At 50.6% G+C, this 26,705-nt stretch carries 23 protein-coding genes, 1 tRNA gene and 1 rRNA gene; 23 read left to right on the forward strand and 2 right to left on the reverse strand.

Features of this window, described 5'->3' with window-relative positions; all coding sequences use genetic code 11:
* From rrf to ACFVVF_RS26715, 16 genes are all read left to right on the forward strand, one after another.
* Positions 1-77, forward strand: a 5S ribosomal RNA gene (gene rrf / locus ACFVVF_RS29240); the annotation flags it as partial.
* Between the two features lie 910 nt (positions 78-987).
* The gene (locus tag ACFVVF_RS26645) at positions 988-2,199 is read left to right on the forward strand and encodes a GNAT family N-acetyltransferase (protein ID WP_387815966.1); all 1,212 of its coding nucleotides are present in this window, start codon (positions 988-990) and stop codon (positions 2,197-2,199) included.
* A 134-nt stretch (positions 2,200-2,333) separates the two neighbouring features.
* Positions 2,334-3,791: an IMP dehydrogenase gene (gene guaB, locus ACFVVF_RS26650; protein WP_387815968.1), complete on the forward strand. Its 1,458-nt coding sequence runs from the start codon at positions 2,334-2,336 to the stop codon at positions 3,789-3,791.
* A 199-nt stretch (positions 3,792-3,990) separates the two neighbouring features.
* Complete coding sequence (locus ACFVVF_RS26655; RefSeq protein ID WP_387815970.1) at positions 3,991-5,286, forward strand: D-alanyl-D-alanine carboxypeptidase family protein; 1,296 nt, start codon at positions 3,991-3,993, stop codon at positions 5,284-5,286.
* 157 nt (positions 5,287-5,443) lie between these two features.
* Positions 5,444-6,325: a pyridoxal 5'-phosphate synthase lyase subunit PdxS gene (gene pdxS / locus ACFVVF_RS26660; RefSeq protein WP_042170906.1), complete on the forward strand. Its 882-nt coding sequence runs from the start codon at positions 5,444-5,446 to the stop codon at positions 6,323-6,325.
* A gap of 32 nt (positions 6,326-6,357) precedes the next feature.
* Positions 6,358-6,939: a pyridoxal 5'-phosphate synthase glutaminase subunit PdxT gene (pdxT, locus tag ACFVVF_RS26665; RefSeq protein ID WP_387815972.1), complete on the forward strand. Its 582-nt coding sequence runs from the start codon at positions 6,358-6,360 to the stop codon at positions 6,937-6,939.
* Between the two features lie 20 nt (positions 6,940-6,959).
* A complete protein-coding gene (serS, locus tag ACFVVF_RS26670; protein WP_387815974.1) occupies positions 6,960-8,243 on the forward strand; it encodes a serine--tRNA ligase in 1,284 nt (427 codons plus the stop codon).
* 84 nt (positions 8,244-8,327) lie between these two features.
* Positions 8,328-8,416: transfer RNA gene (locus tag ACFVVF_RS26675), tRNA-Ser, on the forward strand.
* A gap of 192 nt (positions 8,417-8,608) precedes the next feature.
* Entirely contained in the window at positions 8,609-8,956 is a 348-nt protein-coding gene (locus ACFVVF_RS26680; protein ID WP_387815976.1) for a hypothetical protein, read from the forward strand.
* 14 nt (positions 8,957-8,970) lie between these two features.
* The gene (locus ACFVVF_RS26685; protein ID WP_387815978.1) at positions 8,971-9,147 is read left to right on the forward strand and encodes a hypothetical protein; all 177 of its coding nucleotides are present in this window, start codon (positions 8,971-8,973) and stop codon (positions 9,145-9,147) included.
* A gap of 34 nt (positions 9,148-9,181) precedes the next feature.
* Positions 9,182-9,334: a small acid-soluble spore protein P gene (locus tag ACFVVF_RS26690; RefSeq protein WP_387815980.1), complete on the forward strand. Its 153-nt coding sequence runs from the start codon at positions 9,182-9,184 to the stop codon at positions 9,332-9,334.
* Positions 9,335-9,480: 146 nt separating this feature from the next.
* Complete coding sequence (locus tag ACFVVF_RS26695) at positions 9,481-10,533, forward strand: hypothetical protein (protein ID WP_387815982.1); 1,053 nt, start codon at positions 9,481-9,483, stop codon at positions 10,531-10,533.
* 68 nt (positions 10,534-10,601) lie between these two features.
* Entirely contained in the window at positions 10,602-11,312 is a 711-nt protein-coding gene (locus ACFVVF_RS26700) for a DsbA family oxidoreductase (RefSeq protein WP_387815984.1), read from the forward strand.
* Between the two features lie 205 nt (positions 11,313-11,517).
* The gene (locus ACFVVF_RS26705; RefSeq protein ID WP_387815986.1) at positions 11,518-11,850 is read left to right on the forward strand and encodes a PadR family transcriptional regulator; all 333 of its coding nucleotides are present in this window, start codon (positions 11,518-11,520) and stop codon (positions 11,848-11,850) included.
* Entirely contained in the window at positions 11,847-13,211 is a 1,365-nt protein-coding gene (locus ACFVVF_RS26710; RefSeq protein ID WP_387815988.1) for an FtsW/RodA/SpoVE family cell cycle protein, read from the forward strand. The genes ACFVVF_RS26705 and ACFVVF_RS26710 overlap by 4 nt, the downstream gene beginning before the upstream one ends.
* 130 nt (positions 13,212-13,341) lie before the next feature.
* Entirely contained in the window at positions 13,342-13,803 is a 462-nt protein-coding gene (locus tag ACFVVF_RS26715) for a NucA/NucB deoxyribonuclease domain-containing protein (protein ID WP_387815990.1), read from the forward strand.
* Positions 13,804-13,844: 41 nt separating this feature from the next.
* Here the strand turns inward: ACFVVF_RS26715 and ACFVVF_RS26720 are convergent, their stop codons facing one another.
* The gene (locus tag ACFVVF_RS26720; protein WP_387815992.1) at positions 13,845-15,173 is read right to left on the reverse strand and encodes a nucleotide sugar dehydrogenase; all 1,329 of its coding nucleotides are present in this window, start codon (positions 15,171-15,173) and stop codon (positions 13,845-13,847) included.
* Between the two features lie 139 nt (positions 15,174-15,312).
* Between ACFVVF_RS26720 and ACFVVF_RS26725 the strand changes: the two genes are divergently transcribed.
* From ACFVVF_RS26725 to ACFVVF_RS26740, 4 genes are all read left to right on the forward strand, one after another.
* Positions 15,313-16,104 carry a glycosyltransferase family 2 protein gene (locus ACFVVF_RS26725; RefSeq protein ID WP_387815994.1) on the forward strand — a complete coding sequence of 264 codons (792 nt, stop codon included), beginning with the start codon at positions 15,313-15,315 and terminating at the stop codon, positions 16,102-16,104.
* A gap of 284 nt (positions 16,105-16,388) precedes the next feature.
* Entirely contained in the window at positions 16,389-19,388 is a 3,000-nt protein-coding gene (locus tag ACFVVF_RS26730) for a beta strand repeat-containing protein (protein WP_483875037.1), read from the forward strand.
* A gap of 73 nt (positions 19,389-19,461) precedes the next feature.
* Positions 19,462-20,568, forward strand: coding sequence for a glycosyltransferase (locus ACFVVF_RS26735; protein ID WP_387815996.1), 1,107 nt, complete (start codon positions 19,462-19,464; stop codon positions 20,566-20,568).
* Positions 20,561-22,150, forward strand: a complete 1,590-nt coding sequence (locus ACFVVF_RS26740) for a glycosyltransferase (RefSeq protein ID WP_387815998.1) — start codon at positions 20,561-20,563, stop codon at positions 22,148-22,150. The genes ACFVVF_RS26735 and ACFVVF_RS26740 overlap by 8 nt, the downstream gene beginning before the upstream one ends.
* Positions 22,151-22,189: 39 nt before the next feature.
* Here the strand turns inward: ACFVVF_RS26740 and ACFVVF_RS26745 are convergent, their stop codons facing one another.
* A complete protein-coding gene (locus tag ACFVVF_RS26745; protein ID WP_387816000.1) occupies positions 22,190-23,239 on the reverse strand; it encodes an NAD(P)/FAD-dependent oxidoreductase in 1,050 nt (349 codons plus the stop codon).
* A 252-nt stretch (positions 23,240-23,491) separates the two neighbouring features.
* Here ACFVVF_RS26745 and ACFVVF_RS26750 point away from each other — a divergent pair, with 252 nt between their 5' ends.
* The 3 genes from ACFVVF_RS26750 (at position 23,492) to ACFVVF_RS26760 (ending at position 26,600) form a co-directional block, all read left to right on the forward strand.
* On the forward strand, positions 23,492-24,649 hold the full coding sequence (locus ACFVVF_RS26750; protein ID WP_387816002.1) for a YhgE/Pip domain-containing protein: 1,158 nt from the start codon (positions 23,492-23,494) through the stop codon (positions 24,647-24,649).
* Between the two features lie 64 nt (positions 24,650-24,713).
* On the forward strand, positions 24,714-25,253 hold the full coding sequence (locus ACFVVF_RS26755; protein ID WP_387816004.1) for a PadR family transcriptional regulator: 540 nt from the start codon (positions 24,714-24,716) through the stop codon (positions 25,251-25,253).
* 159 nt (positions 25,254-25,412) lie between these two features.
* Entirely contained in the window at positions 25,413-26,600 is a 1,188-nt protein-coding gene (locus tag ACFVVF_RS26760) for a substrate-binding domain-containing protein (protein ID WP_387816006.1), read from the forward strand.
* Positions 26,601-26,705 lie beyond the last annotated feature (105 nt).

Raw genomic sequence — 26,705 nt, forward strand, 5'->3', positions numbered from 1 at the left:
CGAACACGACCGTTAAGCCCTCCAGCGCCGATGGTACTTGGACCGCAGGGTCCTGGGAGAGTAGGACGTCGCCAAGCACGAGAGGCCTGCCGCATGATTGCGGCAGGTTTTTTGTTGTTTAGATAACACACAGAACACAAACTTTGCTCCCACAAGTCTCACCGACTGCTAGAACCTCTATGCCTTAAACCTTCCAACCCTAATCCTAATCCTAACCCTGACCCTATCGCTATCGCTAAACCAGAGAAGCGCTCTATCCTCTCCATCGGGATGCAGTGGAAGGATTCGATATCTTTAGCTGCTCCTTCATCTACCCTACCTCCTAAGCGCTCTAGTAAGAGCTCTACAAAGTAACCAAATGCGCTGATTCTCTCTCCGAAAACCGACGTTGCTCGCATATGTAGGCAGAATGTGTTTACCGAAGATCCTTAAGTCCTATCAAAATGCAAAAGTACATGTTGATTGAGCTAAAAACCCCGATATCCACCTTCAAAATGTAAAAGTGCAGGTGAAAGGGGCTAAAATCGCCGAAATGGCCTCTAAAACGCGGATCAAACTGCACTTTTGCATGTTGATGCCCATATTGGCCGAATTTGAACTAAACAAACTGCACTTTTACATTTTGTTCGCCCGATGAGCGTGAAAACGGTAGAGTAAGCCAGCAAGCTGTCTTTAAAAGGAACTAGTGTGTTTAAAGGCAGAAGCGGAGCGAAACGAGCCCATGATGACTTTTTGAAGCTTCATTGGATGTTGGAGCCGGGTTAGCGGCGGGGGATGGAAGCAAGAACGGCAGCATGGGCTGTTTCGCGCAGCGAAGGCATGCTGCAGTGTTTTTTAGTGTGTTAAAGGCTGCAACGAAGGCATGCTGCAGCGTTTTTTAGTGTGTTATAGGCAACAGCGGAGGCATGTTTTTAGCTATTGAGTTGTGACGGCATAGCGCACTATGCCATAATCAGCTTACAAGAATGCTGAAGGAGGCTGTTCGACGTGCCAATCGAAATTAGAGAGCTTGAAGCAAGTCACTTTGATGAGGGTATGGAGCTATCACAGTTTGCGTTTCAGTTTACGATGACGCCTGAGGAGAAAGAAAAGGCTCGCGAGCGCTATAAGCATGAGCCGGCGGTTCGCTGGGGCGCATTTGTTGATGGCAAATACGCTGCGAATCTGACGCTGCTTACCCTGCATACATACGTGGGCGGCAAGCGTTTTGCCGTAGGCGGCGTAGCAGGAGTTGCTACATGGCCGGAATACCGCAGGCAAGGACTGGTTGCAGAGCTGTTGCGTACTTCGCTTCTCCACATGAAAGAGCAAGGCCAAACGCTGTCGTATCTCGCGCCCTTTGCCATAGGCTTTTACCGGAAATTTGGCTGGGAGCTTTATACGGATAATAAGCGATACAAAATAGAAGCGGCGCTTATGCCAAAACGCGAGGACTATGCCGGCCGAATCGAAAGGCTTAGTGATAATATTCCGCTGCTTAACGAGCTATATAATGCCTACGCCCGCCGATACAACGGGATGCTGGAGCGCACGGAGGCCTGGTGGACGGATCGCGTTAAACGCCGCAAGCCGGGTCAGACAGCCGTCTATTACGGAGGGGATCAAGCCCCGCAAGGCTACGTTCTCTATGATGTGAAGCAGAAGGAATTGAAAATTCATGAATTCGTAACGCTGACGGAAGAGGCGGCGCGTGCGCTCTGGTCCTACTTGGGGCAGCATGACTCTATGATCGAACGTGCGGAGGCTGTGGTTCCGGTCGATGACCGACTCGCCTTCTTGCTGCCAAACCCGAGAATCAAGCAGGAGATTGAGCCGTATTTCATGGCTAGAATCGTAGATGCTGAAGCTTTTCTATCGCAATATGCATTTACGGAGGCCCAAGAAGGTGAGCCTTCTTCCATACTAATCGAGCTTACAGATGAGCATGCACCATGGAATGCAGGCGTCTATAAGCTGGACATTCAGACAGACGGAACCGCTAAGGTTGTCAAAATTCCGAAGGCGGATACAACGGCATCCGGCGAAAAAGAACCGCTTCGCATACACACCGACATCGGGAGCTTGACGGCCATGCTGCACAGCTATATGCGGCCGAGCGAGCTGAACCGGCATGGAAGAGTAGCAGGCGACGAGTCCTCCATCCGTTTTTTGGAAGCGAGAATTCCGGTTAAAACGCCGTTTTTAATCGATTTTTTCTAATATCAGGATGGGGCTCCAATTGAGCCGCAGCGCTGCGCAAACTGCCTTCGTACAGCCTTGACAGCCCCTACCCCCTCTGCTAATATTGCAATAATATACGTAGAGGCAAGATATACAAAGGGAGGAACATACTCGTGTGGGAAACGAAATTCGCCAAAGAAGGCTTAACATTCGATGACGTACTGCTCATTCCAAGGAAGTCAGAAGTGCTGCCACGGGAATCAGACATTTCAACTCAGCTTAGCGGGAGCATTAAACTGAACATTCCACTTATTAGCGCAGGAATGGACACCGTAACCGAAGCGGCTTTGGCGATTGCAATCGCTCGTGAGGGCGGAATCGGCATTATTCATAAGAACATGTCTATCGCACAACAAGCAGAAGAAGTCGATCGCGTAAAACGTTCAGAAAGCGGCGTTATTACGAACCCGTTCTCGCTCACGCCAGAGCATCATGTGTATGATGCCGAAGAGCTGATGGGCAAATATCGTATCTCCGGTGTTCCAATTGTGGATGCTGAAGGGAAACTGGTCGGTATTTTGACAAACCGCGACCTGCGTTTTGTTCACGACTATTCCATCAAGATCAACGAAGTTATGACTCGCAAGGATCTGGTAACGGCTCCTGTCGGTACGACACTTCAAGAAGCAGAAGTGCTGCTTCAAAAGCATAAAATCGAAAAACTTCCACTCGTAGACGAGTCCAACACGCTTAAAGGACTTATTACGATTAAAGATATCGAGAAAGCAATCCAATTCCCTAATGCGGCTAAAGACAAGCAAGGACGCCTGCTTTGCGGTGCTGCAGTAGGCATTGGCAAAGATACGACGGACCGCGCTGAAGCGCTTGTACAAGCTGGCATCGACGTACTTGTCGTAGACTCCGCTCACGGCCATCATATTAACATCATCGATGCGGTTCGCAAGCTGCGCGCGAAGTTCCCGGAACTGACGATCATTGCCGGCAACGTAGCAACTGGTGAAGCGACACGCGACCTGATCGAAGCTGGCGCTTCCGTCGTTAAAGTCGGTATTGGTCCAGGCTCGATCTGTACGACTCGTGTAATCGCAGGTATCGGTGTTCCGCAAATTACAGCAATCTACGATTGCGCTTCAGTTGCACGCGAGTACAACGTTCCGGTCATCGCTGACGGCGGCATCAAGTATTCCGGCGACATTACGAAGGCTATCGCAGCTGGGGCAAGTGCGATCATGATCGGCAGTCTGTTCGCAGGTACAGCCGAAAGCCCGGGCGAGACGGAAATTTTCCAAGGCCGAAGCTTTAAAGTATACCGCGGCATGGGCTCGCTGGGCGCGATGAAGGAAGGCAGCAAAGACCGTTACTTCCAAGAGAACGAGAGCAAGCTCGTTCCGGAAGGCATTGAAGGCCGCGTTCCTTTCAAAGGTCCTCTCGCGGATACCGTTCACCAGCTTCTCGGCGGATTGCGTTCCGGCATGGGCTACTGCGGCACTTCGAACCTGGAGCAATTGAAGAATGAGACGCAATTCATTCGCATCACGGGCTCCGGACTTCGCGAAAGTCACCCGCATGACGTGCAAATTACGAAAGAAGCTCCTAACTATTCGCTGTAATGACCTGATAAACAGGAGTAACGGCAGATGATAGACGATACGGTTAAGCCGTATTGCCTATTATCTGCTTTTTTCATGTCTATTTAGCAGCATTCACCCGCGCAATACTTCCAATATTCTCATTCTATTCAGGTTTCTCTCACCCTCTCGCATGTGATACAATTAACAACGACAAACTTGAGGAGAAAAGGGGAGAGGAATGTTGAAGGCAAAGATTAGCCCGCCCAAAATGAGGTCGGTTGCAGTCGCGTTTATGGCGGTCTGGTTAGCGGTATTCTCAGTAGGAGGAGCTGTTAGTGCAGCAGATACGCCTGGCGGCGAATGGGTAGACAATTCACTAGGTTTGGAAGTGAGCTCCGCTATTCTAATCGATGCGGATTCCGGACAAGCCATCTATGAAGTAAATGCAGACGCGCCCCGTCCTCCGGCAAGTATGACGAAGCTGATGACGGAATACATCGTACTTGAGGAAATTACGCAGAAACATTTATCTTGGGACGACATCGTTACTGTAAGCCAGGAAGCGGCCAGCACGCCGCCCGACGGATCTCAAATCTATCTGGCGCAAGGCGACCAGCATACAGTAAAGGAACTATATATAGCAATGGCTATCCAGTCGGCTAACGATGCTACGATTGCTCTTGCATCTCAAATCGCAGGCAGCGAGCAAGGTTTTGTCGAAAAAATGAATGAAACGGCAAAAGAACTCGGATTAACGACAGCAAACTACACAAGCGCGACGGGTTTGTCGGATACGACGATCATTTCGGCTCGCGATATGGCTAAGCTGGCGCAGACGATTCTGAAGAAGCACCCTGAGTTTCTGGAATACTCCAGCCTGCAGGAGCACAAGTTCCGCCCGCGTGACAAAAAACCGATGTACAACCTGAACTGGATGCTCGGTTCCAACAAGAACAACACTAACTTGAAAGCTTTCGCTTATGACGGTGTAGACGGCATGAAGACGGGCTACATCTCTGCAGCGGGCTATACGTTCACTGGTACAGTTAAACGCGGCGACACGCGTTATATCAGCGTCGTTATGAACACGAAATCGAAGGCTGCCCGTTTCAATGAAACGGCGAAGCTGTACAATTACGCGTTCAACACGTTCGAGAAGAAATCGGTCGTTGCGGCGAAATCCGTGGTAGAATCGGTCAAAACGGTTAAGATTAAGAAAGGCGCAAGCAAGACGGTGCCAGTCGTAACCGAGTCCGATATTACTTTCACGGTGAAGAAAGGCACGCAGCCGAAGATCGAGCTGGCAGGCAACCAGATTATGAGCGAGAACGAGCTTGTAGCGCCAATTAAAGCCGGCCAAAAGGTTGGTACCGTTACGTACAAGTACACGGATGATCAAGGCAAGGAATTGGATAAAACAATCAATCTGATTGCATCGGAAGATGTGAAAAAAGCCGGCTGGTTCAAATTGATGTTCCGCGGCATCGGCAGCTTCTTCTCCGGTCTGTTCAACGGGATCGTAAATCTGTTCTAATTCAAGGCAGGCAGGGAAATCTAGGGTTGTCGATTGGTGAGCCTTCCTGTAAAATTAATGGTTAGAATAAGTGGCGATACTTATACATTTTAATAAGCGCAAGCCTGCGAGCCGAGGCCGACGGGGCTGCGCCACATTTTGAGGAGGATTCATCAGCATGGAAACAGGAACTTCGCGCGTAAAACGCGGTATGGCAGAAATGCAAAAAGGCGGCGTCATCATGGACGTTATGAACGCCGAGCAAGCGAAAATTGCGGAAGCAGCAGGCGCAACAGCCGTTATGGCTCTTGAGCGCGTACCTTCCGACATCCGTGCAGCAGGCGGCGTAGCCCGTATGGCTGACCCAACGGTAACGGAAGAAGTCATGAAAGTTGTTTCCATCCCGGTTATGGCGAAAGCCCGTATCGGACATATTGTTGAAGCAAGAGTGCTTGAAGCAATGGGCGTTGACTATATCGACGAGAGCGAAGTTCTGACTCCTGCCGACGAAGTATTCCATATCAGCAAAAACGAATTTACAGTACCGTTCGTATGCGGTGCTAAAGACCTTGGCGAAGCGCTTCGCCGTATTCAAGAAGGCGCGGCTATGCTTCGTACGAAGGGTGAACCAGGAACAGGCAACATCGTTGAGGCTGTTCGTCACCTTCGCTTGATCAACGGTCAAATCCGTAAAGTACAAGCTTTGTCGAAGGACGAGCTATACAACGAAGCGAAAGTTCTGGGCGTTCCTTACGAGCTGCTGCTGAACGTACACGAGAGCGGCAAGCTGCCGGTTGTTAACTTCGCAGCAGGCGGCGTAGCTACGCCATCTGACGCGGCATTGATGATGGAACTGGGCGCTGACGGCGTATTCGTTGGATCCGGTATTTTCAAATCCGACAACCCGGAGAAATTCGCTCGCGCAATCGTAGAAGCAACTACGCATTACCAAGACTACAAGCTGATCGCGGAAGTGTCCAAAAACCTGGGCGCACCGATGAAAGGCATTGAAATCTCGAAGCTGGAAGCTTCGCAGCGTATGCAGGACCGCGGTATTTAATAGACGCGGCGATTAGAAAGGCGTGTAAGCATATGAAAATAGGGGTACTGGCGCTGCAGGGCGCGGTAGCAGAGCATATGCGAAGTTTGGAGGCGGCGGGCGCGGAAGCGGTCGCCGTTAAACGAATGGAGCAGCTCGACGAACTAGACGGACTTGTCATTCCGGGCGGCGAAAGCACGACGATTGGCAAGCTGATTAGAAAATATAATTTCCTAGAAGCTCTTCAGTCGTTCTCAGAGCAAGGCAAGCCGCTGTTCGGCACTTGCGCGGGCTTGATTATTCTTGCCGACCGCATTGAAGGACAAGAGGATGCGCATTTGCGATTGATGGATATGATCGTTGCCCGCAACGCTTTTGGCCGTCAACGTGAAAGCTTCGAGACCGATCTGGACATTAAAGGCATCGATGAGCCGGTAAGAGCGGTATTCATCCGCGCCCCTCTTATTAAAGAAGTCGGCAAAAACGTAGACGTGTTGTCTACGTACAAGGGCGAGATCGTGACGGCTAGACAAGGGCATCTGCTGGCGTCTTCCTTCCATCCGGAGCTTACGGACGATTTCCGCCTGCATGCTTATTTTGTCGACATGGTGAAAGAAGCGGCAGCGAGCCGCTAAGAGAGAGGGGTTCAAAGTTCATGTTGGATGTCAAATGGTTGCGCAACGAATATGAACAGGTGGAGCAGGCGCTGAAAAACCGCGGCGCTTCGCTGGACCTGATCACCGGATTTAACGAAATTGATGTGAAACGCCGCGATTTGCTGGTGGAGACGGACAATTTGAAAAACCGCCGCAATACGGTTTCTCAAGAAGTCGCCAAGCTGAAAAAATCAGGCGGTGATGCGGACGCGCTAATCGTGGAAATGCGCGAGGTAGGCGACCGCATTAAAGAGCTGGACGATGAGATTCGCGAGTTGGAGGCTCAAATCGAGCATATTATGCTGGCGATCCCGAATTTGCCGCATAGCAGCGTACCAGTAGGCGCTTCGGAGGAGGACAATGTCGAAATTCGCCGTCACGGCGAGCAGACGACATTCGACTTCGAGCCTAAAGCGCACTGGGACTTGGCGCAGGAGCTTGGCATTCTCGATTTCGAGCGTGCAGGCAAAGTGACGGGCTCGCGCTTTACGTTCTATCGCGGACTTGGGGCACGTTTGGAGCGTGCGCTTATCAGCTTCATGATGGATCTGCACAGCGATCAGCACGGCTATGAAGAGGTTCTGCCTCCGTACCTTGTGAATCGCGACAGCTTGATCGGTACCGGCCAGCTTCCGAAGTTCGAGGAGGACCTGTTCAAAATCGCGGAATCCGACTTTTTCCTCATTCCTACGGCTGAGGTTCCGGTAACGAACCTTCACCGGGAAGAGATTTTGTCGGCTGACGAGCTGCCGAAGCATTTTGTCGCGTACAGCTCGTGCTTCCGCTCGGAAGCAGGCGCTGCAGGCCGCGATACACGCGGCTTGATCCGTCAGCATCAGTTCAACAAAGTGGAGCTGATCAAGCTGGCGAAGCCTGAAGATTCCTATGAGGAGCTGGAGAAAATGACCGCGAACGCGGAAAAAGTACTTCAGCTGCTGGGACTGCCATACCGCGTTCTGGCGCTCTGCACGGGCGATATGGGCTTTACAGCTGCAAAGACGTACGACCTTGAAGTATGGCTGCCTAGCGCAGGCACATACCGCGAGATTTCGTCGTGTTCGAACGTAGAGGACTTCCAGGCACGTCGTGCGGCCATTCGTTTCCGCCGCGAGCCAAAGAGCAAGCCTGAGTTCGTGCACACGCTGAATGGCTCGGGACTGGCAGTAGGACGCACGTTTGCCGCTATTCTGGAGAACTACCAGCAAGCCGACGGAACGATTATCGTACCGGAAGTACTTCGTCCATACATGGGCGGACTGACGTCGATTCAACCACGCGGTTAAAAACAATTTTTGTCCACAGGCTAAATAAGAGTTGCTTCTCGAATTTAGCCTGTGGTACAATATATTCTGTTACGGTTTCATTACGGAGAGGTACCGAAGCGGTCATAACGGGGCGGTCTTGAAAACCGTTAGGGTGCAAGCCCACAAGGGTTCGAATCCCTTCCTCTCCGCCATTTCATTCAATCAGCCAAGCGTCTGGGGATAGTCCCGGACGCTTTTTTTATTTTTCCTCACAGGTTGGGGATAAAATATTTAAAAATGTGGATAAACTTAATAAAATGTGCGTAACTATGTGGATAACTTTACGGGGCGTATCGCATAAATCATTTCGGATTGCCGCATCTTAAATACGGGAGGTGCTAACAATGGCGAAACAAGATGAGCTTCGTATCGATCAGCAGCAATTGGTGGATGCGTGGCAGCGTACACTGCCCGAACGGGTACAGCAATCGGATCAATGTGAGGTAAAAGCCGACGAATCGGACTCCTCCGCTCTTCGCGTGACGATTGAAATCGCAGGCCGGCAAGCTTATTCCCTTGATTTTAAGGTGCAATATGTGGATAGCCGCGAAGTTCGCGTCGAGCTTGTGGATGTGGAGAAGGATCATGTATCGGTAGACGAACGTACGGAGACCATTCAACAGCTCATTCAAGACTATACTAGGCATCTGCATGAATGTGCGCAGGCGCTGCAGCAGTTAACGCACGCATAAGGAGCTGAATAAAGATGACCAAGGCGAAGGGATCTGTGGATAAAAATTTATCCAACGTTGTGGAGGATCTGGCACAAACGCCGGTAAACAGCCATCATGCGCAGCAATTGCAGCAGGATGTCAATGACCGCCGCAACCAGGACGCGATCAACCACGACCAGCCAACGGATTTAAAGCATCAGCGCAATTAATTTATCATCTTCATTTATTTAGGAGGTAGTGTAGATGGGCAAGCCGAAAAGCGTTCCCGTTCCAGATGCGGACGGCAATGGGGGCGGAGGCGGACAGAAGCATCGCGGAAATCAACAAGAGCCTTTGTCTGGCTCCAAAAAGACAAAGCAGCGCAACCATGTCGACCATAACAACCCTCAGGGTTAATCGGCGTTTTCTATAAATAAGACTTCCTGCAATCCCGTTTCAGTTCGCTGAAGCGGGATTGTTCGGTTTATATTGTTACTACTAAATCAAAATCAATTGTTATAGAATGGAGGTATTGGACAAGCGACGAGGAGGACATTACGAATATGAAAAATGGGCAACGGATGGCTGTGTTACTCTTAGCGGCCGTTCTATTTCTAATTGCAGGCTGCAGCTCGAGTGGTTCGCCAAAGCAAGCGCTGCAGAATGCGATCAAAAAAACAAGTGAATCCGACAGTTATACACAAGCGATAACGATCGGCATTGATGAGCTGCAGCTTCCTGCCAGCACGGCTGGTAAGCCTAATCAGGCCATCGCAGCGGGAATTGCCGGCATGCTGAAGGGCGCCACCCTGAAGATTAATACGGTGTACCAGAAAGAGCCGCTGCGGACCGATATGGAGCTGAATATTGTTCTGGGAGGCTTAACGGTTAAAGTACCTATTCTAATCAGCAATGAAAAAATGTACGTTCAAATTCCGGCAATACCACTGCTTAAGCTTCCAAATACGATTTTGGGCAAATATATTGAGATTGATATGGAAGCTTTGGCTGCGCAGCAGCAAAATGCAGCAGCCCTTGATTTGGGTGCGCAAATGAAGCTGATGGATGAGCTGAATGGCTTGCTATTGAAGCATTTTGACGAGAAAAATTACTTTAGCAAGGTGAAATCCGATGAGGCCGGGCTTCCGGAAGGTATAACAGCCGATCAGGTCGTGCGTTTCGCCATTGACGACAGCAATTATTCTTCTTCCATTGAGACGATTGTAGGCAAAGTGCTGCCGGAGCTCTACAGCATTCTAGCTTCTAACGAAGCTTATCTGGATACCTTCCAGCTGAAGAAAGAGGATGTGGAGAAGCGGAAGGCGGATCTGGAGACGAATAAGGCTCAAATTCAGGATACGCTCAAAGAGCAGCTGAAGGTGAAGGAAGTATCCGTGACGGGTGCGATTACCGGCGATTATTTGTCGTATCAATCCCAGATTATTAACGCTGTCTATACGGATAAAGAAAGCGGAGAGGCGCTGAAGCTGAATCTGCATATCGATATCGAGTACTCAGCCGTTGGCGAGACACCGACATTTACACATGAGCTTCCGACGGATGCCGTTAAGCTTGAGGATCTGACAAAGCTGCTGAAGGCGCAAAGCGGGCTGTAAGTCAGGTAGCTTTAAAAAGTAAAGTATGTTACATTTAATTCATACTAAAAAGCAAAGGATGGTGCTGCATGAAAATCGAAGTATGGTCCGATTTTGCATGTCCCTTCTGTTATATAGGCAAACGGCGGCTGGAAGGCGCACTGGAGCAATTCGCTCACCGAGATGATGTAGAGGTAGAATTTCGCAGCTTCGAGCTGGATCCAAACGCAAAGCGCGATGTCGATTATGATGTGAATGATATGCTGTCCAAAAAATACGGCATGAGCCGCGAGCAAGCGGAGGCTAACAACCGCAACTTGACGGAACAAGCCCGCACACTGGGTCTGGACTATCATATGGATAAAATGGTGCTGACGAATACATTCGACGCGCATCGTCTGACGCATTTGGCGGCGAAATCCGGCAAACGCGAGGAGATGGCTGAGCGGCTGTTCAAGGCTTATTTTACAGAAGGCAAGCACTTGGGTGATCATGATACGCTGGCTGATCTGGCGGTTGAAGTAGGCATTGAACGCAGCGAGGCGCTGGAAGCGCTCAAGAGCCCTACCTATACGCAAGAAGTGCGTTCAGATGAGCAGGAAGCGAGCCAGCTTGGTGTTCGCGGGGTTCCGTTCTTCGTGATTGACCGCAAGTATGCGGTATCCGGGGCACAGCCAAGTGAGGTATTCCTCCAAGCCGTACAGCAGGCTTATCAGGAGAGCAAGCCTCTAACGGTTATTGGCGGCGATGAAGGCGACGACGCGGCTTGTACAGACGGCGTTTGCGCTCCTAAGCAATAATAGATTTTTATGAGAGGGCCGCAGGTATGGGACTGACCACTGTTTAGGAGACAGCTGTCAGCCCCATAGTCTGCGGCTTTTTTATATTTTCAGAGGGATAAGGGTTGTCAGAAAATGGGGCACTGCGCTATACTTATACCTAGATATTCGATACATAGATATTCAATGTATATGAGAAGTGAAGCGATTGGAGGTTGAGTTTGCTGTGACGATCAACAAAGAGCTGATGAAAGGCAGTACAGTCATTCTTATTTTGACGCTGCTGGACCGCAAGGAAATGTACGGCTATGAAATGACGAAGGAAATCGAGCAAAGCTCTGACGGTGTTTTTACGTTTAAAGAGGGAACGCTGTATCCCATTCTTCATGCGCTGGAAGTGGAAAGGCTTGTGGAGGCTTATTGGAATGAGGAGGGGGCGCGCAAGCGCAAGTACTATCGCATTACCGATCATGGACGCAAACAGCTCGGGGAGAAGAAGCGGGAATGGGCGCTGTTCCGCAGTACGGTTGATCGTGTGCTGGGGGAGGGACAAGCATGAGCCGCAGCGAAGCGATTCAGGAGCATGAGGTTGTACGGTTGTATCTGAAGCGGGTATGCGGACATATTGGAGCAAAGTCCGTTCATGACGACATTCAGCAGGAGCTGCTGGCGCACTTGGAGGAGCTCGTTGAAGAGAAGGAGCAGGAGGGCTTCGGGCAAAAGGAGGCAATCCGTCTGGCCGTTGCCCAAATGGGCGATCCCGATGATGTCGGCAGACAGTTCCATCAAGCCCATAAGCCCAAGGCGAATTGGGGGCTGCTCGCTGTGGTCGCTGTGTTCATAGCAATCGCACTGACGGCGATGTATTCGGTGCAGTTGGCAAGGAACCCACGTATATCTGCCGATTTCTTGATGGATAAAATGGTGTATATCGGCATTGGCCTCGGTATCATGGCAGGCTTGTACTTTTTCTTCGATTACCGGAAGCTGAAAAAGTATTCGTGGCATCTCTATGGCTTGACTGTATTAGTTATGATTATGCTACCGTATTTGAGCTACCAGATTAACGGCAGAAGTGGATGGGTCCCTATCGCTTCCTTAAGTTTCGATGGTGTTTGGATATGTCTGCATCTATTTATCCTCTCGATAGTTGGACTTTTAAGCATGTCTGGCGACAAGGCAGCAGCGTCTGGCAAGCTGAGACGGATTGCTTTCGGGTTCAGAGATATGCTAGTCCTCTTCGTTCTTCCCAGTTTTCTCTTTCTAAGGATGAGTAGCCCTACGTATCTGGTTATTTACTTGATTTGTCTTATAATTCTTATGACTGTGTATGCACACAGATGGCTTCTGCTATCGTCGGGATTGTTGACAGCATCCGTTATGTTCAGCCTGTATCTATTGACCAACAAGCCGTTTCAATATACTCTTTTCGTACGACTGAGCAGCTTCTTTAATCTAACGGGTAATCCGGATTCCATGTATATGACGAGAATGTCTGTGCAGGCGATTCGGGAAGGTGGGTTGTGGGGGCAAGGCCTCGGCGCGTCCAACGAGACGCTGCGTTTTATTCAAAATGACATGATCTTTACTTATCTTACCTACAGTATGGGTTGGGTCATGGCGGGTCTAATCCTTGTTGTCGTAATCACGTTTATGGCGCAAATCGGGATTATGATCAACAGGCTGCGCGACCGCTATGCGAAAGGATTGGTTATAGGCTTGTTCTCGCTACTATGCCTGCAATTCATTTGGTGCATTGGCATGTCTTTCGGCTGGCTGCCGATCATAAGTATCAGGCTTCCTTTCATCAGCTACGGGGGAACATCAACCCTTCTTGAACTGTCTGCTATGGGTTTGTTCCTTAATATATATCGGCGAAAAGATATGATAGCAAGTCCATCACAGCAACTACAAACATAGCAAGGTTAATAGCGCTGCAGCGGCAGCGCTATTTTTTTGTGTTATTTGATAGGTCCACACAGGAAGAATTTGGGTTACAATGGTCAGAGATTAACGAAACGAAATGACGCATCAGGGGGAAATCTAACAGGTGAAAAAGAAGACGAAGAAAAAGTTTTGGAATTTAATCATGCTGCTCGCTATCGTGTTCGTTGCGATGTACATTGTTCCCCAACTGGAACTGGATCAAGGTGCAGGTACACATTCGACGAGCAGCGAGTCTGGCGAATCGGATTATAAGCTTTATTTTCCAGCTGATCGATTCCCGGAAACCGCCAAGCATATTGAAGATGCCATTGAAAGCGGAGAGTCGAAAATCTGTACGATCGACCGGGTCGGTGCCGAGGATAACCGCAAGGATTCCCTAAAGGGTGTTCCGACTAAAAAGGGCTACGACCGCGATGAATGGCCGATGGCCATGTGCTCAGAAGGCGGAGCGGGCGCAGATATTGAATACATATCACCATCTGACAACCGTGGTGCGGGAGCATGGGTCAGTAACCAGCTAGAGCAGTATCCAGACGGGACACGAGTGGAATTTATCGTTCGGTAGGCACGCTGTCCGGCGTACGCCACATATACTGCTCACAAACATTAATAGGCGGAGGTCCCGTCCCCTAGGCGGATGATTCGAGCCTTACCGATATTTTTCGTGAAAACATGACGGGTATCGAGAATGAGCTTGCTATGGTCGGCGATGTGCTGCACAGGCATGACGGTATGGTCGGTGCTTATGAGGATGCAATCGGCTTGCTCCAGCTCTTCCTCTGTCAGAGCGATACTATCTAGCCTAGTTCCGTCCGCAAGACGGACAGACGAGACATAGGGATCATGATAGCTGATGTCAGCGCCGCTTTGCTGCAAGACGTCCAATATCGCAATAGCCGCTGATTCCCGCGGGTCGGCAATATTCTTTTTATAAGTTACTCCATATACGATTATGCGCGCATCAGCGAGCGCTTTTCCTTCGGGGAGAGCAAGCTGCAGCTTGGTAACGATTGAGGCTGGCATAGCATCGTTGATTTGCTGCGAAAGCTGGATGAACTTGCTCGTTATGCCGAACTGCTCCGCTTTCCACTGCAAATATAGCGGATCAATCGGAATGCAGTGGCCGCCAATTCCCGGGCCGGGATAGAAGGGGCTATAGCCGTAAGGCTTGGATGCCGCAGCCTCGATGACCTCCCAGATGTTCACATTCAGCTTTTCGCATATGTCGGCAAATTCATTCATGAATGAAATGTTGATAAAGCGGAAGCTGTTCTCCAGCAGCTTAGTCGTCTCTGCGGCCTCTGTTGTGGACACTGAAACGACATGATCGAATAATTGGCTATACAGCTTCTCGATACGGGCAAGGCACTGTGGAGTTACGCCGCTTACCACTTTGGGAATGCCGGTCAGCGTATTGTCCCGGTTGCCGGGATCAATTCGTTCGGGGGAATACGCGATGAACAGGCTTTGCCCTGTTTGCAGTCCGCCTTTCTCCAGCAGCGGCTTTACGACTTCTCTTGTAGTGCCGGGATACGTTGAGCTTTCCACGATAATCAGCTGACCATGCCTCAGCAGCGGATAAAGCCGTGTACATGCATCCGTCAGATAGGACAGATCGGGTCCGTGTGTAGCTGACAGCGGGGTTGGCACGCATAAGATAATTGTGTCGACGCCCATGATTGCGGTATATTCTGTAGAGACAAACCAGCGGCTGGTAGCCATCGCGGCATCCAGCTCTTCATTCTCAATATCTTGCACGTAGCTTCTGCCCTCATTAATAGCATTGATTTTGAGCGGATCAAGATCGATGCCTACAACGGTAAAGCCTTTCTTAATAAAGGCCATTGCCAGCGGCAGGCCGACAAATCCGAGACCGATAATGCCAACCTTCCCCTTAACCGCTTCAGTACTATTAGCAGCATTTTCTATTATCATTTCGTTCCAACTCCTCCGGAGCACATCTATCTACTATTCTGTTAAAATATTAAAAATCAGTGCGGGATGCTCACGATACCTGTCTATTGCGGTGTATTTATTTTTTAGAAATGCGACCGGGCAAGAGAGGAGAACACCGTTGAATAATAAGATCGTCCCAGGCGTTACGATTATTACGTCTACCATTCGTCCGCAATTCATCCATCAAATCTTTCAGAACTATGTGCGTCAAAAATGGGCGCCAAAGGAATTAATTATCGTATTAAATAAAAACAAGATAGAGATAGCGCCTTATTTGAAGATGGCCCAGCAGTATCCCGGTGTCACTGTATTGCGTCAGCCGCAGTCGAAAAAGCTGGGGGCTTGTCTCAATTACGCTGCGTCGCGGGCCAAATATCCGTATATAGCGAAATTTGACGATGATGATTACTACGCGCCAAGCTATATACCCGAAGCAATGGGATTATTCGCGAAAAAGAAAGCAGATCTTGTCGGTAAGCGAGCCTGTTTCTTCTATATGCCGCACCGTTCATTGCTGTTTTTAAGACAAATGCCTGTGCGTCCGTATAGCAGGTGCCGGAAAATCGCTGGAGCAACGATCATGTTCCACAGACGTGTATTCAAGAAAGTAAAATTCTCAACGAGAGTACGGCAGGGCTCTGACGTTCGGTTTGTTAAAGCTTCAATTCGCAGGGGGTTCAGAATGTTTACGACCTCCCCTTATAATTTTGCGGCATTTCGCCGGGCTAACCGGAACTCGCATACGTGGAAAATAAGCGATAAACGGCTATTGGCAGCTAAGAAAGCGCTGCTGCTCCGCACGCGCAATTACAAGCGTCATGTGAATCGTTCTCTGGATCAATTGAAAGGAATTCAGCCGTACCCTATGCCAATGGGTGTGCAGGATGATTTAAGGTACAGCAAGGATTAGCAGATTGCAAATACCTGAAGGACGCTGTCAAAAGCGTAATAGAGTAAATCGTTAAATAACAGCATGTTCTATGCTGTTATTTTTTTACATGCGCTAGGCATATACCGTGTTTGCTTCCATATGAAAACCATAAATTGTATCGAATAGGCAAGTGTTTACGCGTTAGGGCAACATAATTTTGTAAGAGGTGACGAGGCATGCACAGTCGTCGTGGGAAGTCTTATCGTCGTTTAAATATTGGATCTGTTTCCCGGCGGCTGGCTAGTCGACGGAAACGTAAAAAAGTGTATTTGGATATAGCAGATGCTGCAATCGTGGTGGTTGATGATGGCTGCCGTTTTAAAAAGGTGCATAAAAAATGCAAGCCAGCTAAGCATGGGCGAAAAAAGAAAAAATGCCATAAGAGGCATCGCGGAGTTACTGGAGCAACGGGAGCGACCGGGGTAACTGGTGTTACGGGGCCAACTGGACCAACGGGAGCAGGTGATCCTGGGGTAAGGGGTGCTACGGGAGCAACCGGTGCAACTGGTGTGACAGGCCCAACTGGTGCCACTATGGGTGCGACGGGTGGAACAGGGGCTACCGGTGCAACAGGCTTTGCGGGTGCAACAGGAACAACAGGTCCGACTGGAGCCACAGGAGCGGGCAGCACTGGTGCTACGGGAGCGACCGGTGCAACTGGCGTGACAGGCCCAACTGGCGCCACCATGGGCGCGACGGGTGTAACGGGAGCCACGGGTATAACAGGTGTGACCGGAGCGACTGGCGTGACCGGGCCAACGGGTGCAGGTGATCCGGGAGTAACGGGAGTAACAGGCGTGACGGGGTCGACTGGGTCGACTGGGTCGACTGGGTCGACTGGTGCAACAGGAGTAACAGGGGTCACGGGATTCACCGGTGGAACCGGAATCACAGGCACTACAGGAAACACCGGAGTCACGGGAGCAACAGGCCAGACAGGAGCGACTGGAGCAACAGGGGGAACTGGGGCTACAGGTGAAACAGGTACAACGGGGGTCACGGGAGCAACAGGAGCCATAGGAGTAACGGGAGCCACCGGTGCAACCGGAGTTACTGGTGTAACGGGAGTAACCGGCATAACAGGGGTAACAGGAGCAACAGGTGAAACAGGAGCGACGGGGCCAACAGGTGTAACGGGAGCCACTGGGGTCACGGGTGCAACAGGTGTAACCGGAGCAACAGGCGTGACAGGGCCAACAGGCGCCACTGGAGCCACCGGAGTCACGGGAGCTACTGGTGTAACAGGCCAGACAGGAGCCACGGGTCTAACTGGTGTTACAGGAGTACCCGGAGTAACCGGAGCAACAGGAGCAACAGGCGTAACTGGGGTTACGGGAGCCACAGGGCCAACAGGTGAAACAGGAGCGACTGGTGTCACCGGAGCAACCGGAATTACAGGCACTACGGGAGCTACCGGAGTCACGGGAGCAACAGGCCAGACAGGAGCCACAGGAGCAACAGGGGTCACGGGAGCCACTGGTGTAACAGGATCAACAGGTGTGACGGGAGTCACCGGAGCAACAGGAGCCACCGGAGTAACAGGTGAAACAGGAGCGACGGGGCCAACAGGAGTAACAGGAGTAACGGGAGCTACCGGTGCAACCGGAGTTACTGGTGTAACGGGAGTAACCGGCATAACAGGGGTAACAGGAGCAACAGGTGAAACAGGAGCGACGGGGCCAACAGGAGTAACGGGAGCGACCGGAGCTACAGGAGTAACAGGGATCACGGGAGCCACTGGTGTAACAGGATCAACAGGGGTGACGGGAGTCACCGGAGCAACAGGAGCCACCGGAGTAACAGGTGAAACAGGAGCTACAGGCGAAACAGGAGCGACGGGGCCAACAGGTGTAACGGGAGCAACAGGAGTCACTGGAGCCACTGGGGTCACGGGTGCAACAGGTGTAACGGGAGCAACCGGAGTCACTGGAGCCACTGGGGTCACGGGTGCAACAGGTGTAACCGGAGCAACAGGCGTGACAGGGCCAACAGGAGCCACAGGAGCCACTGGAGTAACAGGAGTAACTGGGGCCACAGGTGAAACAGGAGCGACGGGAATAACAGGAGCAACAGGCCAGACAGGATCGACCGGAGTCACCGGAGCTACTGGTGTAACAGGCCAGACAGGAACCACGGGTCTAACTGGTGTTACAGGAGTAACCGGAGCAACGGGAACGACAGGTCTTACAGGAGCAACAGGCGCAACTGGGGTTACGGGAGCCACAGGGCCAACAGGTGAAACAGGACCGACTGGTGTCACCGGAGCAACCGGAATCACAGGCACTACGGGAGCCACCGGAGTCACGGGAGCTACTGGGGTAACAGGCCAGACAGGAGCAACGGGGCCGACAGGAGCCACGGGAACGACAGGTCTTACAGGAGCCACAGGAGTAACAGGGGTTACGGGAGCCACTGGGCCAACAGGTGAAACAGGACCGACTGGTGTCACCGGAGCCACCGGAATCACAGGCATTACGGGAGCCACTGGAGTCACGGGAGCTACTGGGGTAACAGGCCAGACAGGCGCCACGGGTCTAACTGGTGTTACAGGAGTAACGGGAGCCACGGGTCCGACAGGAGCAACAGGAGCTACAGGAGTAACGGGAGCCACGGGTCCGACAGGAGCAACAGGAGCAACAGGGGTCACGGGAGCGACCGGAGCTACAGGAGTCACGGGAGCCACGGGTCCGACAGGAGCAACAGGAGCAACAGGAGCAACAGGGGTCACGGGAGCGACCGGAGCTACAGGAGTAACAGGGATCACGGGAGCCACTGGTGTTACAGGAGTAACGGGAGCCACGGGTCCAACAGGAGCCACCGGAACTACAGGCACTACGGGCGCAACCGGCACGAGCACAACCAGTGTGTCGGCATATGCAGGAAATACATCTGGGACGGTCATTGCTGTTGTTCTTGTAGGAACATTAGTACCACTGCCGGATTCCCAAAACTTGGCGGCAGGCATTACTATAAACGGGGCTAACAACACGTTTACAATAGCTCCAGCCGGGCGCTACTATATCACCTATCAGGTTAACCTGACCGCAGGTTTACTGCTTGGTTCGCGTCTTATCATCAATGGTGCGGCAAACCTGGCATCGACGATAACGCCAGTGCTAACACTCTCCAGCTTTAACAATGATGTTATTGTCACACTGCCCGCCAACTCTACCGTATCCCTTCAGCTATTTGGCTTGCTTGGAGCAGCCACCTTAATCAACAACGGTGCTGGTGCCGCGGTGACAATTATTGAGTTAAGTTAATGAATGAGCCGAACATGGACAATAGCACAGGAATAGGATGAAGCAACGTTATGGCTCCAGGAGAGTGATGATAATGCCGAGTATTAGCCTGTGCATGATTGTCCGCAACGAAGAAAATCATTTAGGCCGCTGCTTGTCATCCGTCGCCGAGGCTGTCGATGAGATCGTCATCGTCGATACAGGATCGACGGACCGAACGATAGAGATCGCGAGTGCTTACACGGATCGGGTCGAATTGTTCGAATGGATTGATGATTTTGCAGCGGCCCGCAACTATGCGTTTTCCCATGCAACAAAGGACTATATATTATGGCTTGATGCCGATGATATATGGACCTCGCTTGATCTGCGAGCCTTGTTGTCCCTAAAAAGAACACTCGATCCTAGTGTAGATTCCGTGTCGATGTACTATGATCTCGCCTTCGACGAATACGGAAAGGTAACCTCCAGATTAAGGCGCAATCGACTTGTCAAAAGAGAGCGGAATTATCGCTGGATCGGTGCCGTTCACGAATATCTCGAGGTTTACGGGAACATCATGGCTTCGGATATAGCCGTTACCCATCAGCCGGATGAGCAGGATTCGAACAGCAATCGCAATATTTCTATTTATGAGAAAAGACTGGTCAATGGGGAACGCTTCTCACCCCGGGACCTGTATTATTACGCTAATGAGCTGAAGGATCATGCCAGATATGAGACCGCCATCCGATACTATGAGCAATTTTTAGGTACGGGAAAAGGATGGCTGGAGGACAATGTTGCTGCTTGTGCCAAATTAGCTGACTGCTATTCAGAGCTTGATGAACCTAAGCTAATGGTAGATGCGATATTGCGTTCCTTTTATTATGATCATCCGCGCCCGGAATTTTGCTGCCGGCTAGGCTTTTATTTCCTCCAGCAAAATGAACCGAAGACAGCAGCCTACTGGTACCGTTTGGCGGCGGAGGCAGACAAGCCCGAGCAAGACTGGGGCTTCGCCAGCTTGACATGCACGACATGGCTGCCGCATTTGCAGCTTTGTGTCTGTTATGACCGTATGGGCAAATACGACGAAGCTAACCTTCATAACGAGCTGGCTGCCCGCTATCGTCCTGAAGATCCGCGAATAATCTCCAACCGGGAATATTTGAAGAATCGTATTAGTCGTATAGGCGAAGGGGGCGTGCTGCTTGGCTGATCAGGCGAACAGACGGGTGCTTATCGGCTGTCCTGTGCATCAGCAAGCCAATGTGCTTTCCCTGTTTCTGACTTCATTGAACCGTTTGAAGGCGGAAGGACTGGAGCTCCATTATTATTTTGTAGATGATAACCAGGAAGAGGCAAGCAGTGAGCTGCTTAAGCAATTTGCCAATGGACAGGGAAGCGGGAAGGTCACGATTCAATACTCGGGTATGAAGGACGTCTATAACCGTTCGGGTGTGACGCATTGCTGGAATGAGCATCTTGTGTGGAAGGTGGCTGATTTTAAAAACGAAATCATTAATTATGCTCTGGCTGAGCGATTCGATTATCTGTTCTTAATTGATTCCGATCTTTTATTAGAGGAGCCCACCTTGCTCCAGCTCATCTCTGCCGAGAAGGACATCATATCCGAAATCTTCTGGACCAGATGGCAGCAAGAAGCGAGACCGCAGCCGCAAGTGTGGCTTCGTGATGAATATAAGCAGTGGGAGCAGCAGCGAGGCGAACAGTTGAGCAGTGATCAAATAGCGGAACGTATGGAGCAGTTTCTAAGCCGCATGCAAAAGCCTGGTATTTATGAGGTTGGCGGGCTTGGCGCTTGTACCTTGTTAAGCCGGCCGGCCTTGGAGAAGGGGGTACACTTCGGCCCGATCAGCAACGTATCGTTCTGGGGCGAGGACCGTCATTTTTGTATTCGGGCAGCTGCTTTGGGATTTTCTTTATTCGTGGATACCCATTACCCGGCCTATCATATCTATCGCGATGCGGACTTGCCGGGCGCGGAGGCATTTCTTCAGAAAAGCCATGTCCCCAAATTCTCCTCGTCATCGGTCATTACATTCCCGGAGTTTTCCGATCCTCTCCCGTCGTCAATTAAGCCACGGCTTACGTTATCGATGGTCGTTCGCAACGAAGCAAATCGTTACCTCAGGGAGGCGCTTGGAAGGCACCGCCGCTACATCCAAGACGCAGTCATTATTGATGACGGCAGTACGGACGGTACGGTCGAAGTCATTCAGGAAATGCTTCAAGGGCTTCCGGTTCGATTGATCCGCAATGAAACACCGAAGTTCAGCAATGAGATTACATTGCGCAAGCAGCAGTGGGAAGAGACGCTAGCCGTGAAGCCGGATTGGATACTTAATTTGGATGCGGATGAATGGTTTGAGGACCGGTTCGAACGCGAGCTTGAGTCGCTGCTGTCTCAGAAGGATATAAAGGTCTATTGCTTTCGGCTGTATGATTTCTGGTCGCCGACGGCTTACCGGGACGATCAATACTGGAGTGCTCATCATCATTTCCGCCCTTTACTGATGCGATACGAGCCGGCGTTCGCGTATCGATGGAGGGAAACTCCACAGCACTGCGGACGGTTTCCGGAAAATATTTTTGAGCTGCCGAACGGGTTGTCGGAACTGCGCCTGAAGCATTTCGGCTGGGCGAGTGCCGTACACCGGCAAGAGAAGCTGAACCGTTATATGCAGCTCGACCCTGATGCCAAATACGGGTGGAAGGAGCAATATATGTCCATTCTTGACCCCTCCCCCAGACTTGTGGAATGGCAGGAGCAGCAATAAAAAAAGAAACTGCGGTGTGCAGTTTCTTAATCTCAAATTTTAATGATCATCCTCATCCACAAGGACACCAAGCTGCCGGTTCTTTTCCTTGAACCTCGTATTGTGGGAGGATACATAGGCCACTCGATCCGCGGCTGGATCAATATATAGCTTGGCGCTGTTGAGCGCATTGACGGCATCGGTAAAAGTACCGGCGATCAGATGAACCTTGCTGTCATGCTTCACGAAGTCGCCCGCCGCAAATATGCCGGGGATATTCGTCTCCATCTTGCTCGATACATTCGCATTCCAATCGCCCATATCCAGGCCCCATTCTTTAATCGGGCCAAAATTGTAGCGCAGTCCGTGATTGACGATGACGGCATCGACTTCAATGCGCTGTTGTTCGCCAGTGTCGACGTGGCTGATCGTTACCTCATCAATTTCTTGGCCGTTCTTGCTGTGAAGGGAATCGACAGCGTAAGGCGTAAGAATAGTTGCAGAAGATGCCTTCATCTGCGATACATTTCGTTCGTGCCCGCCAAACTGATCGCGGCGGTGAACAACGGTTAAGCTGGATGCAATCGGCACCAATGCGTTGGCCCAATCGACAGCGGAGTCGCCGCCTCCGGAGATCAGCACCCGTTTGCCCCGGAAAACCTCCAGTTCCTGAACTGTGTAGTGCAGATTGCTTACTTCAAAGCGATCTGCGCCCTCGATATCCAGCTTAGCTAATTGAAGAATGCCGTAGCCAATAGCCAAAACGACGGTTTTCGTCCAGTGGCGCTCTCCGCTCGCTGCCGTCAGAATGATCGTATTGTCCGCCTGGCGCTCGAAATTGGTAATATGCTGACCCAGCACAATCGTGGGATCGAAGGTTTTGGCCTGCTGAACTAACTGCTCAATCAGCTTCTCGCCTAGTGTCGGCGTAAGGCCGCCCACATCCCAGATCATCTTCTCCGGGTAGATGAGCACTCTGCCGCCAAGCTCTTCTCTGGCTTCAATCAGCTTCGTCTTCAAATCCCTCATGCCGCTGTAAAAGGCGGTATACATGCCGGCTGGCCCTCCGCCGATTATGGTCACATCATACAATTCCAATGCTTCGCTCATGCTCCGGTCCCTCTTTCTATATCAACTGCACAAAATGCAGCGATGGTTGTAGTCGTTATTTCCATTATATTGATAACGATTATCATCGTCAATTTTATTTTGCCCTCGAGAAAATATTTACGTGTTTCAACTAAAAAATCACACCGTCTTAACCATTTGACAAGCGCTGCTGTTTAGGACTAGAATAATCTCATCAAATTACTCTATACAGAGTAAAAAATACAAAGTAAAAACATAAAGGAGCAGGATGAGATGAGAACGATACTGGCTTTTTTAAAGAGCAAGACGCTGCTGGGAGGGGCGTTTATGCTTGTGTTTTACCAGATTATATTTGTGGGGATATTCATTTCGGGTTATAGTGCTGTGCCGAAGAACGCAGCCGATCTAACTGTTGCGATCGTCAATGAAGATGCGCAATATGGCGCGGAGATTGCGAAGCAAATTCAAGAGCAGCTTCCTTTCCATCTGAAAACGAATCTTTCTTATGAGGAAGCCAAAGAGGAGCTGAATGGACGTGACGTTCACCTCGTTGTGCATATCCCAAATGATTTTACGCAAAAACTAACGCAGCAAGGCGAGCAGGTACAACTGGACTTTCTAATCAATCAATCGAATCCTCAGCTGGTAAGCGGGACGATGCAAAGCGTGGCCTCGCAAATTACGGACAAGCTCAGCCAGCAGCTGACGGTAGAGAACGTTAAGGGTATTCTGCAAGGGCTGAAGCTGCCTGAGGATCAGGCGTCGCAATTGGCAGATCAAGCGTCGAATAAATTTAAGTCGAACATGGTTTTGTCCAATCCGCAGCCGGCGGGCATGCACAATCAGATGGCTCCTATGTTCGTGACAATGGTCTCCTATGTCGGGGCGATGATTTATTCTATGATGGCGGTCAGCACCTTAGGGCAGCTGAGGTCGAAGTTCGGAAAGTGGAAGGCTTTTCTCGGATGGCAGGGAGCGAATGCGCTCATTTCCTTAATTGCTCCGTTAATTGGTTTGACAATCTATTTCAGCGTTCAAGGCTATGGTGCGGAAGTCTTTGTACAAATGTGGCTGTCGCATGCGCTGGAAATGTTCGTCGCGATGGAAGTGACCTCTGTATTCTGCTTGCTGCTCGGTCAAGCCGGCATGATAGTCAACCTGCCGCTCCTGCTTATTCAGACGATCAGCGGCGGCTCCGTTATGACGCAGGAAATGATGCCTGGATTTTTTAAATTTTTCAGCTCGTTCTCGGTTATGTATTACAGTACGCAAACCGACTACAACCTGCTGTTTGGCGGCAGCGGCACTTGGAAATCGATTATGATGATGGCGGTTATCGGATTGGGCGCCTTGGTTATTAATAGCGTCATTCATCAATTTAAAAAAGTGAATGAGAGCAAAGATTCGATTCCGCAGCCTCTTATGATGTAAACTAATGAAAGGACCGCTCTAATGAAGCGGCGGTTCTTTCTTTTATACCAAGGAGGATTTCAGAATGTCCCTGCAAATTTTCATTCTCGGCGTATTGAACAAAGCAGAGCATCATCCCTACGACGTGAAGAAAATGATTCTGGATAACACAGATAATGTGGTGAATATTACAGATGGCAATTTGTATTATAATTTTGATGTTTTGCTGAAGAAAGGCCATATCGAGAAGGCGCAAGTCGTTCAGACGGATAACCGGCCTGAGAAAACGACTTATCGCATAACAGATTCAGGAAAAAAAGCGTTGGAAGACGAAATTTACACAAGTTTTAAAAATGCGAAAACGGTGCTGTCTCTGTATGCTTCAATCGCGTTTATTGATTTGGTGGATAAAAGCCGGCTCGCTTTCTTTGTAGAGGAAGCGATGGAGAAGCTGCATAAGCGAATCGACATGGTTGAGAGCAAGCTGGCAGCGAAGAAAATTCCGGATGGCCTGACGAAGAAGCAGTTAAGCTATGGCCGGTTCATCGCGACCCACACGCTGGACACGTTGCATACCGAGCTAAAGGCTTATGAAGCACTATTGGATATTTTACGGAGTGAATGAACGAGGATAGATGAAGGATCGGGCCGCAGGCCCGGTCCTTTTCAGCATATGGAGCTGTAATTTAACATTAACTTAAAATGCGAATGCGTATACCAGTGATATAATGGCGCTGAATGAAATGATTGTCCGATATCATACTAGCGAGGGATGGCTATAGCGATGATGGAAAAACAGCAGATTCCGGGTGCAGGAAGCAAACCGTTAAATGTCAGAATTGCCGACAATGTTAAAGCATTAATCGAAGATCTGGGATTGCGTCCTCATGAGCCGGTTCCCTCGGAAGGCGCGCTGGCCAAGCTGTTCGGCGTCAGTAAGATGACGACTAAGCTTGCACTGGAGCGGCTGGCAAGCGAGGGTGTTGTTTACCGGATGCCGCGCAGAGGGACCTTTCTATCCCCTTATAAGGAAGAGAGCCCTCCGGCTGAGGAGGCGGCTTCGCTGTCTGCAGCGGCAGAGTCTAATGCCGGACTCCCCGCCAAGCAGACCGCAGCTGCCCGAGCAGATATGATCGCAATTGTCGTTCCGAACTTGGACGATTATGTGTCCCAGATCGTGATGGCGGTTGAAGCGGAAGCTAGAGCAAACGGCAAGGGGCTGCAGCTCGTCGTTGCAGGGGCACGGGAGGATGAATGTCTGGCAGAGCTTGCGAAGAGCGGCGTCGAAGGCATTATTTTCTACCCCCGCGATCCGAAGACATGCAGCGATCAAGTGCTGCGGTTAAAGCTGCAATCGTATCCGATCATCATTATTGACCGGATTTTCCGCGATATCCAGATCGACAGCGTCTATCACGACCATTACAAAGGGACGTATAATCTCGTCGAGTATTTGCTGAACAAGGGGCATCGGAACATCGGCTATATTTCGAGTCCAATCGACGGCATTACGAGCCGCGAGGAGCGCTATCACGGATATATCCAAGCGATGCTGTACAACGGCCTGTCGGTGAACCAGTCTTACATTATGCTGGACTTCAACCGCGAGCATGAGATGCGGTTTCTTGAGCGGAACGAGCAGCACGCTGCTTATTTGAAGCTCAATCCCGAGATTACAGCAGTTGTGTGCGCGAATGATTATTTTGCCGCTTCTCTCATCCATACTGCGCTTATGGAAGGCATAGCCGTACCGAAGGATCTATCGGTAGTTGGCTTCACCGATCTGGCCCTGTCTGCGCTGTTGTCTGTACCGCTTACGACGGCCCGGCAGCCGACGGACCAGCTTGGCCTGCGCGCCGTCCGGCTGCTGCTGAAGCGGATTAACCATGGCAGCGTCCACCCGGTGTCTGAGCAAATTCCGATTGATATTGTTGAGCGTGAATCTGTACTGGACATTAGGCTGGCGCGCTGACGATAATGACGATTTCGAGTTAAAGAGCTTGGATTTTTGCCTAATAAGGCGGGAATTCAGGCTCTTTTTCGCCTTTACATATTCTTCAACTAGTTTTTACATATT

The sequence above is a fragment of the Paenibacillus sp. NPDC058174 genome, from assembly GCF_042883865.1.
Classification (GTDB): domain Bacteria; phylum Bacillota; class Bacilli; order Paenibacillales; family Paenibacillaceae; genus Pristimantibacillus.

Excerpts from the sequence above, each read along its gene's own strand:
- ACFVVF_RS26680 (WP_387815976.1), top strand. The coding sequence starts at position 8,609 with ATGGCGAAACAAGATGAGCTTCGTATCGATCAGCAGCAATTGGTGGAT.
- ACFVVF_RS26695 (WP_387815982.1), top strand. The coding sequence starts at position 9,481 with ATGAAAAATGGGCAACGGATGGCTGTGTTACTCTTAGCGGCCGTTCTA.
- ACFVVF_RS26745 (WP_387816000.1), bottom strand. The coding sequence starts at position 23,239 with ATGAGCGAAGCATTGGAATTGTATGATGTGACCATAATCGGCGGAGGG.
- ACFVVF_RS26685 (WP_387815978.1), top strand. The coding sequence starts at position 8,971 with ATGACCAAGGCGAAGGGATCTGTGGATAAAAATTTATCCAACGTTGTG.
- ACFVVF_RS26710 (WP_387815988.1), top strand. The coding sequence starts at position 11,847 with ATGAGCCGCAGCGAAGCGATTCAGGAGCATGAGGTTGTACGGTTGTAT.
- ACFVVF_RS26755 (WP_387816004.1), top strand. The coding sequence starts at position 24,714 with ATGTCCCTGCAAATTTTCATTCTCGGCGTATTGAACAAAGCAGAGCAT.
- serS (WP_387815974.1), top strand. The coding sequence starts at position 6,960 with ATGTTGGATGTCAAATGGTTGCGCAACGAATATGAACAGGTGGAGCAG.
- ACFVVF_RS26655 (WP_387815970.1), top strand. The coding sequence starts at position 3,991 with ATGTTGAAGGCAAAGATTAGCCCGCCCAAAATGAGGTCGGTTGCAGTC.
- ACFVVF_RS26700 (WP_387815984.1), top strand. The coding sequence starts at position 10,602 with ATGAAAATCGAAGTATGGTCCGATTTTGCATGTCCCTTCTGTTATATA.
- ACFVVF_RS26690 (WP_387815980.1), top strand. The coding sequence starts at position 9,182 with ATGGGCAAGCCGAAAAGCGTTCCCGTTCCAGATGCGGACGGCAATGGG.
- pdxT (WP_387815972.1), top strand. The coding sequence starts at position 6,358 with ATGAAAATAGGGGTACTGGCGCTGCAGGGCGCGGTAGCAGAGCATATG.
- pdxS (WP_042170906.1), top strand. The coding sequence starts at position 5,444 with ATGGAAACAGGAACTTCGCGCGTAAAACGCGGTATGGCAGAAATGCAA.
- ACFVVF_RS26720 (WP_387815992.1), bottom strand. The coding sequence starts at position 15,173 with ATGATAATAGAAAATGCTGCTAATAGTACTGAAGCGGTTAAGGGGAAG.
- ACFVVF_RS26735 (WP_387815996.1), top strand. The coding sequence starts at position 19,462 with ATGCCGAGTATTAGCCTGTGCATGATTGTCCGCAACGAAGAAAATCAT.
- ACFVVF_RS26750 (WP_387816002.1), top strand. The coding sequence starts at position 23,492 with ATGAGAACGATACTGGCTTTTTTAAAGAGCAAGACGCTGCTGGGAGGG.
- ACFVVF_RS26760 (WP_387816006.1), top strand. The coding sequence starts at position 25,413 with ATGATGGAAAAACAGCAGATTCCGGGTGCAGGAAGCAAACCGTTAAAT.